General features: G+C 57.3%; 15 protein-coding genes and 1 tRNA gene. 9 read left to right on the top strand and 7 right to left on the bottom strand.

What is annotated here, in order from left to right; all coding sequences use genetic code 11:
* Nucleotides 1-129: 129 nt before the first annotated feature.
* Both JHD07_RS14270 and JHD07_RS14275 read right to left on the bottom strand, forming a co-directional pair.
* Nucleotides 130-447, bottom strand: a complete 318-nt coding sequence (locus JHD07_RS14270) for a type II toxin-antitoxin system RelE/ParE family toxin (protein WP_291623162.1) — start codon at nt 445-447, stop codon at nt 130-132.
* Nucleotides 434-652 carry a hypothetical protein gene (locus tag JHD07_RS14275; RefSeq protein WP_291623163.1) on the bottom strand — a complete coding sequence of 73 codons (219 nt, stop codon included), beginning with the start codon at nt 650-652 and terminating at the stop codon, nt 434-436. Before JHD07_RS14275 ends, JHD07_RS14270 begins: the two co-directional genes overlap by 14 nt.
* Before the next feature lie 1,080 nt (nt 653-1,732).
* Here JHD07_RS14275 and JHD07_RS39780 point away from each other — a divergent pair.
* Nucleotides 1,733-2,701 (top strand): DNA cytosine methyltransferase, encoded by a 969-nt coding sequence (locus JHD07_RS39780; protein ID WP_366864480.1) that lies wholly within the window; start codon nt 1,733-1,735, stop codon nt 2,699-2,701.
* A gap of 38 nt (nt 2,702-2,739) precedes the next feature.
* On the opposite strand, the gene JHD07_RS14280 is transcribed toward JHD07_RS39780, so the two are convergent.
* Nucleotides 2,740-5,076, bottom strand: coding sequence for an ATP-binding protein (locus JHD07_RS14280; protein ID WP_291623165.1), 2,337 nt, complete (start codon nt 5,074-5,076; stop codon nt 2,740-2,742).
* Between the two features lie 133 nt (nt 5,077-5,209).
* Here JHD07_RS14280 and JHD07_RS14285 point away from each other — a divergent pair, with 133 nt between their 5' ends.
* A complete protein-coding gene (locus JHD07_RS14285; RefSeq protein ID WP_291623191.1) occupies nt 5,210-5,578 on the top strand; it encodes a very short patch repair endonuclease in 369 nt (122 codons plus the stop codon).
* A 12-nt stretch (nt 5,579-5,590) separates the two neighbouring features.
* Here JHD07_RS14285 and JHD07_RS14290 read toward each other — a convergent pair whose 3' ends face one another.
* Nucleotides 5,591-6,418: a hypothetical protein gene (locus JHD07_RS14290; RefSeq protein WP_291623168.1), complete on the bottom strand. Its 828-nt coding sequence runs from the start codon at nt 6,416-6,418 to the stop codon at nt 5,591-5,593.
* A gap of 88 nt (nt 6,419-6,506) precedes the next feature.
* Entirely contained in the window at nt 6,507-6,803 is a 297-nt protein-coding gene (locus tag JHD07_RS14295; protein WP_366864483.1) for a helix-turn-helix transcriptional regulator, read from the bottom strand.
* Nucleotides 6,804-6,855: 52 nt separating this feature from the next.
* On the opposite strand from JHD07_RS14295, the gene JHD07_RS14300 reads away from it, so the two are divergent.
* Entirely contained in the window at nt 6,856-7,365 is a 510-nt protein-coding gene (locus JHD07_RS14300; RefSeq protein WP_291623170.1) for a hypothetical protein, read from the top strand.
* Here JHD07_RS14300 and JHD07_RS14305 read toward each other — a convergent pair.
* Nucleotides 7,362-7,664, bottom strand: coding sequence for a hypothetical protein (locus tag JHD07_RS14305; protein WP_291623172.1), 303 nt, complete (start codon nt 7,662-7,664; stop codon nt 7,362-7,364). The genes JHD07_RS14300 and JHD07_RS14305 overlap by 4 nt on opposite strands.
* A 95-nt stretch (nt 7,665-7,759) precedes the next feature.
* On the opposite strand from JHD07_RS14305, the gene JHD07_RS14310 reads away from it, so the two are divergent.
* The gene (locus JHD07_RS14310) at nt 7,760-8,425 is read left to right on the top strand and encodes a recombinase family protein (protein ID WP_291623173.1); all 666 of its coding nucleotides are present in this window, start codon (nt 7,760-7,762) and stop codon (nt 8,423-8,425) included.
* An 801-nt stretch (nt 8,426-9,226) separates the two neighbouring features.
* Nucleotides 9,227-10,126: a tyrosine-type recombinase/integrase gene (locus JHD07_RS14315; protein WP_291623175.1), complete on the top strand. Its 900-nt coding sequence runs from the start codon at nt 9,227-9,229 to the stop codon at nt 10,124-10,126.
* 53 nt (nt 10,127-10,179) lie between these two features.
* Here the strand turns inward: JHD07_RS14315 and JHD07_RS14320 are convergent.
* Nucleotides 10,180-10,253 (bottom strand) — tRNA-Gly (locus JHD07_RS14320).
* Between the two features lie 172 nt (nt 10,254-10,425).
* Between JHD07_RS14320 and JHD07_RS14325 the strand changes: the two genes are divergently transcribed.
* The 4 genes from JHD07_RS14325 to JHD07_RS14340 form a co-directional block, all read left to right on the top strand.
* Nucleotides 10,426-11,004 carry a methylated-DNA--[protein]-cysteine S-methyltransferase gene (locus tag JHD07_RS14325; RefSeq protein WP_291623177.1) on the top strand — a complete coding sequence of 193 codons (579 nt, stop codon included), beginning with the start codon at nt 10,426-10,428 and terminating at the stop codon, nt 11,002-11,004.
* Between the two features lie 9 nt (nt 11,005-11,013).
* Entirely contained in the window at nt 11,014-11,853 is an 840-nt protein-coding gene (locus JHD07_RS14330; RefSeq protein WP_291623179.1) for an AraC family transcriptional regulator, read from the top strand.
* A gap of 57 nt (nt 11,854-11,910) precedes the next feature.
* On the top strand, nt 11,911-12,270 hold the full coding sequence (locus tag JHD07_RS14335) for a VOC family protein (RefSeq protein WP_291623181.1): 360 nt from the start codon (nt 11,911-11,913) through the stop codon (nt 12,268-12,270).
* Between the two features lie 243 nt (nt 12,271-12,513).
* Nucleotides 12,514-12,848: hypothetical protein (locus JHD07_RS14340; protein WP_291623183.1), on the top strand; the 335-nt coding region annotated here is incomplete at its 3' end.

The raw sequence follows: 12,848 nt of genomic DNA on the forward strand, positions 1-12,848 counted from the left end.
TCGTACCGAACACGGATCGAGCTTACTACGGAGCGCCATGAATCCCGGATGTCTGAGGCGAACATATTAGAATCTTGGACGGCACCGCCACCCGGACGGATTCGGCTCCGCCAGGCATTAACCCTCTGCCTACCCATTTTTCTCATTGGAGAAGATCGCCTCGATATCCTGCCTGCCATCGAGCACTCGCATCTCAGCCCGGTCATCCTTCAAGCGGTAGAAGACGATTTGCGGAGCGGCGGCCAGCGAACGCAAGCCTGACCGGATTTCATCGCGTGCCCGCCCCGCGAAGGGGAAATCCTCGATGAGGGTGACGGCCTTCCCGATCGCGCGCAATATCTTGTCGGCGGTCCCGGTTCCTGCCGCGTCGGCGTAATAATCCCAAAGGCGATCGATATCCTCGACAGCTTCCGGTGACCAAATGACCGGAAGCCTATGCTCCACCATGCCGTGAGTTCTTTTCGCGAAGAAACTTTTCCATGTTCAGGGTCTCGCCCTTGCCTGCATCGAGCGAATGGATGCCCCGGTCGATTTCAGACCGAAGGGCGCCGAGCTTTTCGACATGCGAAAGCAATTTCCGGCCAATCTCTTCCTGATCGGCGGCCGGTAATCGGGAGATTTGCGCAATCGCTTGTTCGAGTGTCCTGACCATGGCTTGAGCCTACCATATAGTGGTCGGATCGAAAACTTGGAGCGGGCGAAGGGAATCGAACCCTCGTATGCAGCTTGGGAAGCTGTACGTTTCCGAAGAATTACAACAGCTTATCTACAAAAAAGCTTCTAACGGTGCTCAACGCGATCAAGCGGTTACATCGCCAAAGCAAAACCCTCAAGCCCCAACGGTCCTTGCAGCATTGTCTTTCCGAGCTAGCATCGGATTGTGTGAAACGCCAGCGCAGCTCGACGAAATAGGCCGGCTTATCTGGGAAAGCTTCTCTGACGGTGGTCTAACCGAAGACGAAGCCCATGACCTTCAATTCTACGTCCAGTCGCGACGATCGTCCAAAAGCACCAATACCGGAGCCGGGCCGCTAGACCAAGTGCGTCGGCGTTTATCGCGCTTCCGACCCCGTCGACATCCTCGATCTCCCGATAGGAAGGCGTCTCGGGACCGCCGGCGGCGACTTGCTGGCTCTGGTGCACTGCCCGACAATCTTCGACATCACTACACCGAAGGCCAGCGCGCGGTTCTTTGCATCATCTCCTTCGAAGTAAAACGGCATGGAATCTGTGACTGGCCCATTGATAAGATTGCAGCGCTTGCGGGAGTGTGCCGGACGACCGTTCAGACCGCCCTGCATGAAGCGCGCCGGTTGGGGCACCTAAAAATCACCGAGCGTCCGCGCCGAGGACAGAAGAACCTCACCAATATTGTCGAGATAGTGTCGCTAGAGTGGAGCGCTTGGGTGAAGCGCGGCCCATCCTCCGCGCGCACAATAGGGTTCAGTTTTCTGAAAACGGAGAGCCCCACGAAGAGCATAGATCTAAGAAAGAAGAGGCTTAGCAGTGAAGCAAGGAGCGGCGTCGGCTTCGCGACGCCGTCACGAGCGGATATCTCCATTAGGAGTTAAGTTCTTATCCTTTGCGTAAGCGTCAACACGTCTCGAAGCTTTGCAGGCGCCTGCAAGGGTGACGTCAACTCGTCTTAATAGTCTCTTAGGCATGTTGGATAACCCCGCCTTTACGGCGTTCGTTCATTTTGAGTCAAACTGGGTTCAATCGGGTTCGCGTTGTGTCGGGTACCTTCGTAGATCTTTTCAGCGGTGCCGGCCTATTTAGCGCTGGGATGATGAAGGCCGGTTTTAGACCGGTTGTCGCAGTAGAAATGGCGAAAGAGGCTGCCGCCTCTTATCGCCGAAACGTTTCAGAGTGCATTGTCGCAGGTTCGGTGACCGACCTACAGCCCGGCCCCCGCGCGGATGTCCTGATTGCCGGGCCGCCGTGCCAAGGCTTTAGTACGCTCGGCCGACGTGACCCGAGCGACGAGAGGAATGAGCTAAGTTTGGCCATCCTCCCATGGATACGCGTGGTGAAGCCCCAAGTCGTAGTCATAGAGAATGTACCTCCCTTCGTCACCTCGCCACACTGGGCGAAGTTGGCTCGTGCCCTGCGAGAGCTAAAGTTTAACATCGCCGTCTGGGAGCTCGACGCGTCAGATTACGGCACCCCACAGCGTCGGCGCAGAGCGTTTACCGTAGCCTCGCGAGCGAGCCCGATTGCTGCGCCTCGCCGCTCGGGAAAGTGCGTTTCTGCCGGAGATATTCTGTTCGACAAAAGGCGCCCGCTCCGTGCAAATGACCCGATGCATATTTGGCCGCGACCGGTTGGCATCGCCGCGAAGAGGCTGCAACTCATCCCGCCACGGGGTGACCGCCGCGACATCCTGGCTAAGGATCCGTCTCTTTGCCCGCCGTCTTGGTTTAAGATCGGCTGCAACGCCACAGACGCATGGGGAAGAATTGATCCTGAAGAGCCGGCAAATACAATCCGATGCACGTTTCAAAACCCTTCGAAGGGCCGATATTTGCATCCAACGGAGGACCGAGTCCTATCATTACGCGAAGGCGCGCGGCTTCAGGACGTTCCTGACGACTGGATTTTCGAGGGACGCCCGTATCCCGTTGCTCGGCAGATTGGCAACGGCGTTCCGATCAAATTGGCCACCGCCGTCGCTCGTGCAGTATCAAACCTACTTCGCTAGGCTTCCCCATCAGGCGATTCCGACAATTTCACAGACTCTCATTGCTGCGAGTCATGCGGCTCCTTTGCAGGTACCTGCAATTCGTTGAGGCTCTCAGCTTCGGCAGGCGCGGACGATTGGTCGGCAGATGACTCCACGTCAGCCTCCGTCTTTAGAATCTCCAACATCTCCGAATGAACGCGACCTGTCCTGCGTAGCATTTCGGTCAGACTTATCACTTCCCATTCCGTATTCGGTCCTCGATTCTTGATTTCATCTAGAAGATCGCGTTGAGGATCAGATTTTGTATCCGGCTTCGGCATAGTGCCGATTAGGGCCCCTTCGACCGCAACTCGATAACCGGTCTGCGCATATGCAGTCTCGAAGAACTCTCGAACCTTACGCATGTATGTTCGCAGTTGCTGTAGATGTTCGATCCTCAGGGCCAAAGTGGGCGCTTTCAACTCGACCACAAATACCCGGCTAGGATGGTCCCCATCTCCAAGCAGCGCCACCAAGTCCGGCCTTTTCGTCTTCTTCAATTCTTCATCGTCCGGCGTATCACTTTTCGATGGAGGCGGACTGATCTCCTTTGGGTCGGCGAAACGATCGATTCCGAGCTCCTTCGCGAGACGGTCCAGAACCCGTGTCATTCCTTCATTACTGGAAATATAGCCAGTCAAATCAGGCCGAATGAGCCACGGCGACGCCTTAAGGAGATGGTGTAATTCCTCCTCCTGATGAGGGCCTTTCCCCCAGCTTTCAACGCTCATCTCCACAATGCGTTGAAGACCGTTTATTCCGTTCCGCCGACCTTGATAAAGCTTGATCGCGTCCGAGCGCTCAATCTCGCGAAGTTCAATTAGCTTTGGCGCAATCTCGGCGACGCTCTCAGCACTATTGGAAACCTTGATGAGTTCAATCAATATCTCGCCAGCGTTGGCTGTGCCTATGATCAACGGCGTCAAATATTTGAACTCATCTGACGCGGCGCCGAACCTGCTAACAAAGCTCCTCGCCAAAGATCTGGCGTTTCGCCTTTGGCTGGGGGCAATTGTGCCGAGGATACGCCTCAACTCGTCGGCTTGCGGAGCGGTTTCAATTTCTTCGTCCGCTTTCTTGTCTCGAAAACCGCTGTGAGCGTTGACGGCATCTTTCATGATCTGCGTTATTCGTTCCAAGAACGCTCTAACCAGATCGCTGTTCTGGATGACACTTGAACGATTGGTACCAATAATGTCGATATTCAGATTATCTATGTCGTCGGACTCTACGATGCACTCCATGTACTGATGGGCCATGAAGTTATGCATGCCCGTATTTAGCCCCAGCAATGTCGGTTCCATTGCGAGACGCTTCTTTGAGTACAGGTAGACGCCTCGTTTGTCGGCAGGCAGGCTGTTCTCGCGGAATTGCACGCGATATCGGAATGAAATGCTGCCCCAGTCGGGATCAGTCACTGAGCCTTCCGCCATTGCATTGCGCGGCATCTCAGGCGGATACCAAAATTCCAGCGGAGGCTCTACTCTAACAATCGCGTTCTCGTTGATACGGATATCGAACTCTTCGGGCCTGATCGGATAGAAGGTCTGGCTCAGCACCTCTTCGATCTCGGCAACAGTAAAATTCATCGAATCGCATCGCAGCCCGGTCAGGGTAATCTCAGTCCCGTGCCTAGGCACATCAGCTGCTATGGCTTCGATATAGGCATGCGGAATTGGCACATTGCTGATGTTCTCAGTGACCATAAGGCTGCCGGCTGACAGATCAAGCTCAGTCCAATAGGGCTGTGCCGCCCGCTTTGATCGAATCACCATTCTGCTGGCAACCCCAAATGCGGATAACTTCCCAATCCCTTTGCGACCCATTACAAGGCGCTTTCCCGCCTCTGAATAGAAATCGCTCTCCTCGCTCCCAGTCGATTCTTTTCGTCGGTTTCGGTTCAGAGGCAGAAATCGCGCGGCCATCTCTTGCGCGGTCATTCCGTGGCCGTGGTCCCGAATTATGATGGTCACTGCGTCAGGCAAAGGATCCGTGATGACATGGGCTTTCCGCCGTGGCCGTCGCCCTGCCGATTTCGCTGCCGATTTACTCTCCTCTGCTAAGCGGGCAAGAGCAGCTGCCCGAACTGTTTCGCGCGCCGTCGCGATCGCATTCGGATCGAACACAATATCAACAAACGGCGAGTCCGAATCGTACGCATTTGCTGCGAACTCAACGAGGACCTTACCAAGCTTTGTGTACATGCGGATGCCCAGGTTCTCCAGGACCCCGCCTTGTATTGTCATTTTGAAGTCATTGGGCTTGCTGAAGTCTGGCGTTGCAGGCGCAATTGAGGCGATAGCCTCATCCTCGCCTGGAACTTCAGCTGGTTCTTTTGGACTTAGGTCTGACATGATAGAAGCCCCCCACCGGCCCCCGAAACTGCCGGCACAACGCATGCGTGCGGGCCAACATACGATGCCGAACATCAAACTCAAAGGGCAACGCCGGTCCGATCACCTGTCCACCGAGCAACGGTCCGCGCTAATGGCGAGGGTACGCCGAACGGGGACGGAGCCAGAATTGCGCGTCCGGTCGATCGCGCATCGGCTGGGGTTTAGGTTTCGGGTCAATCGATCAAATTTACCGGGCTCTCCGGACCTGGTCTTTCCGAAATATCGAGCGGTTATCTTCGTGCATGGCTGCTTCTGGCATCGCCATATTCAGTGCCATCGGGCGTCGACACCCACAACAAGGGCATCATACTGGGTTGAGAAGTTCAACAGGAATGTTGCTCGCGATAGTCGCGTTAAGCGTGAACTCAGGCGGGAGGGCTGGCGTGTTCTCGTGCTGTGGGAATGCGAAATTAATGAGGCAGGTCACGTCTCAAGACAATTGCTGAAGTTTCTTCGATAGCTCTTCGTTTGCTCATGGCGAGCGAGCCGATCGATATCCAGGATCGAGGTACGCAACAATCGATAAGCCTACCTGCGTTAGGACACAGCTTGCTTTGCGGTTCTCGACTGATCCCAACAGCTTCGCTGTAATGAAACGCTTATTGAACAAGTCGACGAGGGAGTGATGCAGCCTGTTGGTTAGCGCTCGATCCGAAACTCCCTTACTTGAAGCATAAGCGTCGCAAAAATCTTGGAGCCAGTCCGACTTCACGGATGCGCCTGACGTGCTGAGAGCACCAGTTAACCTCATTGGCGGCCAGTCGCCATGGTCGCTCAGCAGAGTGAGGGACTGCGGCGTGAGTTGCTCGATTTGGGACAGGGCATACTTATGTTCTTCAAACAATCTTTCGAATGCTGTTTCCGACATGTGCTTCAAAGCCGAGCTTAGGTGAGCCGTCAGCTCTGGGTCGGGTGGATTGTCGTCGAGAATGCGTATGAGCTTATTGAATAAGGTATTCCCTCGCGGATCGGTAATGAACCTCTTCAATTGATCAATCGCAGCTTCGTTTTGATCGCTCTTGTCTAGGTAAGCACCAAGAAGGATCTCGCGTTTGGCGGACTTGATTTCCTTGTCAACATTTTCGTTCCACGTCAGAACCGCCTGCGCGACCTGCCCTATTACAAACGCCCCGAGCACCTTATCGCGGATGATTTTGCCGCCCGCTTTCGCGGCGATCTCCGCCTCCTTCTCTGGGTCAAGCCTGATCTCCTCAATACGCTTGCTGAGATCCTTCGACCGAGGATCGTCAGAACGCTCCAGCGGCACGATTGTCTCTTTGAAAGGGACGATGTCAGACAAAACTTGGCTCCTCAATTACGAGCATGGGGTTGCAATTGGTCGCCCGGTTAAGAAAGGCGAACTAGGCCGAAATTGCAGGTACCTGCAATCACCGCACCTTACCGCGAGGCCGTGTCTTCGATGGTATTTGCGGCCGGTGAACGCCGCGTGCTACGAGTTCAGCTGCCTCGACGCTCAAAGCCATCGCTAAGCGCCACAAGGTAACAATGGTGATATTGCGCTTGCCGGCTTCCAAACCGCTCACGTAATACTGCTCAACACCGATGCGTGCGGCCAATTCCTCCTGTGAGATTTCAGCCTCAAGGCGATGCCTGCGAACATTTAGACCAACGATTCGGCGCACGTCCATTCGGACATGCGAGGCCAGTGCGAGATTGCTGACCATATATTTTAGTATATAATCTGCTCTGGTACAGATCTGTCTTACGGTGCGGGTGATGAGACCTTTTTGGCCGGTGATTATCCTCGCAGCGTTTCTCTCCGCACTTAGGGGAGCAGACGCCCGGGACGAAATGACAGCTGGGCGGGCCGTTGGTGATATCCATAGGGATGTTCAGACTTCCGGCACGCAGCTGATCCTCTACTTTAGAAGCGAGAAAGCTTGCCGCACCTCTCACGATCCCGAACATGACTGGCTGGAGCGTTACCGCAGATACAGTGCGGGCATTAATTTGTTAGAAGCGCTCGATAAAAACAATGTCGTCAGCCTGCGGCGGGAATCATTTATCGTATTTCGTCGTGCCTTAGCGGACGCCGCTTTAAAGTCTGGCTGCCTCAACATCGCGGACGAACAATACCGCTCCATTTTAGAGCGGTACCGTGAGCCCGCCTTTCAGAACTACCGCGACCTAGCAAAGATCGGCATTGAAGATGTGCGTGAGAGACGGCGACAGATGCTTCCCCGCACGGAATTTGGTAGCCGCTTTACGTTTCCGAGCGATCCCTAGTCGTCATCGCCCACTGAGTGCATTCGCTCGTATTCATCGATCCCCTTAAATGCGTCGTGGACAACCGATACGGCCAGCCCATCGCGGGTAACGGCGAGATTAAAAAAGAAGAGCATCTCAAAGAGTCGCCTCTCGTCTGAGAAATCCTTCCAATAGGCTATGTCTGCTCCTCTTGTGAATGCGTAGCTCACCTTCCAAAATCTAGACCCGTCTAAAGGTCCAACCCTAATCTGCCCGCTCGTGGCCTTTCCGGGGAAGTTCACCGGCGTCCAAGCGAATACAGCGTCCCGTAGAAGCATGAGGTACTCCTGTAAAAAAACGTGATTTTGTAGCGGTGAATCCTGTCTGAAACAATCTATGCATCCGGGGTTGCACAAAACGTCACGGGGGCAGGATGAGCGGACTTCGATATGTTGCGTATTACAGAGTCAGCGCTCAGCGCCAGGGGCGGTCCGGGCTGGGTCTAGAAGCCCAGCAAAAGGCCGTAAAGGATCGCCTAGCGGGTTTCGCTCCCTTGCTCGCGGAATACATCGAGATTGAGAGCGGAACACGCACGGACCGTCCCAAGCTCGCCGAAGCGCTAGCTGCCTGCCGGCTGCACAAAGCCATTCTAATCATTGCAAAGCTCGACCGCCTCGCAAGGAATGTTGCCTTCGTTTCCAACCTAATGGAGGCTGGCGTCGATTTCGAAGCTGTCGATCATCCGACGGTCAACAGGCTGACAATTCACATTTTGGCAGCGGTGGCGGAGCACGAGGCACGCATGATCTCGGAGCGAACCCGCTCTGCACTGGCAGCGGCTAAGGCCAGGGGGGTCAAGCTCGGGGGATATAGGGGCCGGCCCGGTACGGCAGCCGATTGCTCCAAAGCTCGTTCGGCCCGCTCCAGAAAAGCTGCGAACAGAGCAGCCGATTTGATACCAACGATCAAAGCACTCCAAGCAAGCGGCGTAAGCTCGCTACGGTCCATCGCCAGCGAGCTCAATCGAATGTCGATCGCCGCCAGCCGTGGAGGGACGTGGTCTGCCGGTCAGGTGGGCCGGGTACTAAAGACCATCTAGTTGCTGCGAAACCATCCTGTTGTGGGAGACCCCTCCCCTACGCCTACTGTCCAAAAATTCTCGGAAGAATTTTCCAGAAGTCTCTCTGTAATACAGACTGCAACACACAGCGTGTAATTCGATCATCCTCTTGGATGGGGGGGATTCTGCGACTTCAGACGAATGTAATACGCAAGGATTTTCAACGGCTAGAGAAAGATCTCGACGGTGGAATCATCGTTTTTTACAAGGACGTCTTTCTGACGTGAAGATATTTGCCAACCTCACATACACAACCGTACAGACGTTATGCACGGACGCACGGCGGCTCGACGAGCGATGTTTCAGAGCGCTTTGCAGCTCACCTGCAAAGGCAAGCGATTCGCAGAAAAAGCGAGAAAAAGCCCGTCTTCGGAAATACCAGACAAAAATTTTTTTCAGCCAATTGCGAAGCGATCCCAAAATCGAGGAGCATAAACGGGCGCAGAACTATTTACGATTGAGAGCTCCCGGTGACGCGAGGTGCCTGCACATTCAAACAGCGAGACGTGACGCGCGCCATTCGCGCAGTCACAGCCGCGGGCGTACCTGTGCGCAGCGTCGATTTTCTTCCAAATGGATTCTTCAGACTGAATACGGGTGACAGCTCCTCTGAAGCGCTCGGCGACCAGGATTTGGATCAAGAACTGAGAGAGTTTGAGGAGGGTCACGTTGAAGGTTGAGCTAAGAGGGGTGGCCAAGGTCCGTTCGAAGGGTCACACATACTACTATGCGTGGCGTGGAGGACCGCGTCTGGCTGGAACGCCGGGCTCACCCGAATTCATGCAGTCGTACAACGAGGCTATCGAGCAGCGGCGCACACCGGACAAGAACCGCTTTCGCTTCATCGTAGCCGACTACAAAGGAAGCGCGGATTACAAAAAGCTTGCTGACTCGACGCGCGATCAATGGGGCAAGTGGCTTGATCGCATCGCAGAATATTTTGGTGGACTCCGAACCGCCCAGTTCGATCGTCCGGAGAAGATTCGTCCGGTCATACGCCGCTGGCGCGCCAAGTGGGCCGAAACGCCGCGAACAGCCGACTATGCTTTGCAAGTGCTTTCGCGCGTCTGCGCACATGCTGTGGAGCTTGGCAAGATTGCGGGTAATCCCTGCGAAGGCATCAAGCACCTCTACAGCAACGATCGCTCAGAGATCATATGGACGGACGCCGACATTGCGCAGCTCAAGACCTCTTGTTCGATCGAGATCGCGCACGCCGTCGATCTTGCAGGACATACAGGTTTGCGGCTTGGCGACCTGCTACGCCTGTCTTGGTCTCATGTCGGAGCTGAGGCCATCGTGCTCACGACCGGTAAGAGCAGGCATCGCCGGGAGGCAATCATTCCCCTTTACGGCCCCCTCCGAGAAGTCCTGGCGCGTATCCCGAAGCGAGCGACGACGATCCTGACCAGCAGCAAGCGGCGACCTTGGACTGCGGACGGCTTCGGCAGCTCGTTCAACAAAGCGAAGATGGACGCCGGCATGTCGGACCAGGATCTTCATTTCAACGACTTGCGGGGAACAGCCGCGACAAAATTCTACATCGCAGGCCTCAGCATGCGCCAGATCGCGGAGATGTTGGCTTGGCAGGAAGAATCGGTCGAGAAAATTATCCGACGTTATGTCGGCCGCTCGGCTGCGATTAAGGCTCTGATTAGGAAGCTTGAGGCCAGAGAATGAACAAAAGCAGCAAAACCGCCGACAAAACCTTAACCCGAAACCCGGCTAAGTATTGGAGCGGGCGAAGGGAATCGAACCCTCGTATGCAGCTTGGGAAGCTGCCGTTCTACCATTGAACTACGCCCGCGAGATGCGCGCCTCACGCCCCTCCTGATTAGCCGAGACGGCGTCTGCCGCCAAGCGCTTTGGCGCCGCGGCCCGGACGCTTGTTATGTCCTGGAAAGATTCCAGGTGCGCCGGATTGTGGCGGTGTTATGATCTGATGTCTGGGCGAAACGTGCACTGAGTGGGGCGTGTGCATGGCGGGGCGGGCGTACGCGATATTCGACACGGCGCTGGGGCGCTGCGGCATCATCTGGAGCAGCACCGGCGTGGTCGCCGTGCAACTGCCGGAGGCGCGGGAGATCGATACCCGCCGGCGGATTTTTCGGGTTCATCCCGAGGCGCGCGAGCAGCGCCCATCTGAGAACGCCGAGCTTGCGATCGAAGGCATCACAGGCCTGCTGCAAGGCGGCGATCCGGATTTTTCCGAGGTCAGCCTGGACGCCAGCGGGGTGCCCGGTTTCAATCGGCGCGTCTACGAGTTCGCCTGCAGCATTCCCCGCGGGGAAACGCGCACCTATGCCGAGGTCGCCAGGGCGCTGGGTGCCTCCGGCGCGGCATATTCCGTAGCGCAGGCGATTGCGAAGAATCCCTTCATGCTGATCGTGCCCTGTCACCGGGTGCTGGAAACAGGCAATTATGCCGACCGGCTCTCGCCCTATGGCGGCGTGATCTCCAAGCGCCGGCTGCTGGCGCTGGACGGCGCCCATCCCGTCGCCAGCAAGACGCTGTTCGAGGTGCTGCTCCCGGTTGCTCCGCCCCGCGCGCCCACCTAGATAACGCGGATGGACGCGACCACCCTGCTGACGACGCCGTCGATGACCGTCTCCCAATTCCGCTGCGATGCGGGGCCGGACGAAAGGCCGTTTGCCGAGTGCCGCACTGGCCACTCCATCGCCTATGTCCGCTCCGGCAGCTTCGGTTGCCATTGCCGTGCCGGTTTCTTCGAGCTGGTGGCGGGCTCGATGCTGGTCGGCGCCCCCGGCGAGGAATACACCTGCACGCATGAGCATGTGTCTGGCGACGTCTGCCTGTCGTTCTTTCTCGGCGAGGAGCTTGTCGATTCCCTCGGCGGACGGCGCGATGCCTGGCAAATCGGCGCGACGCCTCCGCTGCCTGAGCTGATGGTGCTGGGTGAGCTGGCCCAGACGGCGGCAGATGGCAACAGCGACCTCGGTCTCGACGAGATCGGCCAGATCCTCGCGGGCCGGTTTGTCGAAATCGTCTCGGGTAAAGCGCGCAAGCCCGCGACGCCGACCGCACGCGACCGCCGCCGCGCGGTGGAAGCCGCGCTGTGGATCGACGACAACTCGCATGCGGAGCTCGACCTCGAGCAAGCGGCAAAGCAGGCGGGCCTCAGCCCGTTTCATTTCCTGCGGCTGTTCTCGCGCGTGCTCGGCGTGACCCCGCATCAATATCTGGTGCGCTCGCGGCTGCGGCACGCCGCGCGCAGGCTCGCCGACGACGACATCGCCGTCACCGACATCGCCTATGACGTCGGCTTCGGCGATCTCTCCATCTTCGTCCGTACGTTTCATCGCGCCGCAGGCGTGTCGCCGACGAAATTCCGGCAGGCGTCGAAAGGGGAGCGCAAGATTCTCCAAGAGCGTCTCGCCCTCAACTGACTAGGGTCGTCTCCGGCGCGTGCCATCCGCGGCGCGCTTTTCGCAATGGAGACGAACATGTACGACCACATCGGATTGCGCGTTGCCGATCTCGACGCCGCCACACGTTTCTACACCGCGGTGCTGGCGCCGCTCGGTTACGTCCTGTGCTCGAGCGGCGATGGCTATGCCGGCTTCGGGCCAAAGGGCGAGCCGGCGCTGTGGCTGCACCTGAACAAGGGCCGGAAGGCCGACGGCATCCACATCGCCTTCCGCGCCGGGGATCATGACGCGGTCAAGGCGTTTCATAGCGAGGGCCTGAAGAGCGGCGGGCGTGACAACGGCGGCGCCGGGCCGCGCAAAGATTATGGCCCGACTTACTACGCGGCGTTCCTCATCGATCCCGACGGAAACAATGTCGAGGCGGTTTGTGTGTGAGGCGCAGGCCATCGCAGCACAAATGCCGTCATTCCGGGATGGCGCGTAGCACCAGCCCCGGAATCTCTAGATTCCGGGTTCGGCTCTTCGAGCCGCCCCGGAAGGACTTCCGACGCTGGCGGCCGCCGGATCATTCACTGTGAGTTGTCTCACAGAAGCCTGCCCTCGCCGGCCGTAACCATGCCCCCGTGCGTCCGGTTGGCTATGCTCTCCCGGCAGCGCCACGCACGTGAGGAGCATGCCATGAGAGGTGCGGACAAGGTGATCTGCCAGGCGGCCGCCGTGCTGCTGCTGTTTTCGATCTCGAGCGTGCCGGCAAAGGCGCAATTCCTCGGTGGCGGCGGTGCCGGCGGCGAGGACATGATGACCCAGATGGCGCCGATGCTGGAGATGATGAAGGCGAAGATGGGCAAGCGCCGCTTCGCCATGCTGATGCAGACCATGGGGCCGATGATGAGCCGCATGATGGAGAACGGCGGCGGCGGGTTCGGCGGCATGATGGGTGGCGGCCTTGGCGGCATAGGCGGCGGCGGCTTCGGCGCGCCCAACTATGGCGGTGACACGCCGATGAGCGGTGG

It is taken from the genome of Bradyrhizobium sp., assembly GCF_016462955.1.
GTDB lineage: Bacteria > Pseudomonadota > Alphaproteobacteria > Rhizobiales > Xanthobacteraceae > Bradyrhizobium.

Bases quoted from the DNA above. Each gene is read 5' to 3' on its own strand.
- JHD07_RS14270 (WP_291623162.1), bottom strand. From the start codon at position 447: ATGGTGGAGCATAGGCTTCCGGTCATTTGGTCACCGGAAGCTGTCGAG.
- JHD07_RS14275 (WP_291623163.1), bottom strand. From the start codon at position 652: ATGGTCAGGACACTCGAACAAGCGATTGCGCAAATCTCCCGATTACCG.
- JHD07_RS14280 (WP_291623165.1), bottom strand. From the start codon at position 5,076: ATGTCAGACCTAAGTCCAAAAGAACCAGCTGAAGTTCCAGGCGAGGAT.
- JHD07_RS14285 (WP_291623191.1), top strand. From the start codon at position 5,210: ATGGCGAGGGTACGCCGAACGGGGACGGAGCCAGAATTGCGCGTCCGG.
- JHD07_RS14295 (WP_366864483.1), bottom strand. From the start codon at position 6,803: ATGGTCAGCAATCTCGCACTGGCCTCGCATGTCCGAATGGACGTGCGC.
- JHD07_RS14300 (WP_291623170.1), top strand. From the start codon at position 6,856: ATGAGACCTTTTTGGCCGGTGATTATCCTCGCAGCGTTTCTCTCCGCA.
- JHD07_RS14305 (WP_291623172.1), bottom strand. From the start codon at position 7,664: ATGCTTCTACGGGACGCTGTATTCGCTTGGACGCCGGTGAACTTCCCC.
- JHD07_RS14310 (WP_291623173.1), top strand. From the start codon at position 7,760: ATGAGCGGACTTCGATATGTTGCGTATTACAGAGTCAGCGCTCAGCGC.
- JHD07_RS14315 (WP_291623175.1), top strand. From the start codon at position 9,227: ATGCAGTCGTACAACGAGGCTATCGAGCAGCGGCGCACACCGGACAAG.
- JHD07_RS14325 (WP_291623177.1), top strand. From the start codon at position 10,426: ATGGCGGGGCGGGCGTACGCGATATTCGACACGGCGCTGGGGCGCTGC.
- JHD07_RS14330 (WP_291623179.1), top strand. From the start codon at position 11,014: ATGGACGCGACCACCCTGCTGACGACGCCGTCGATGACCGTCTCCCAA.
- JHD07_RS14335 (WP_291623181.1), top strand. From the start codon at position 11,911: ATGTACGACCACATCGGATTGCGCGTTGCCGATCTCGACGCCGCCACA.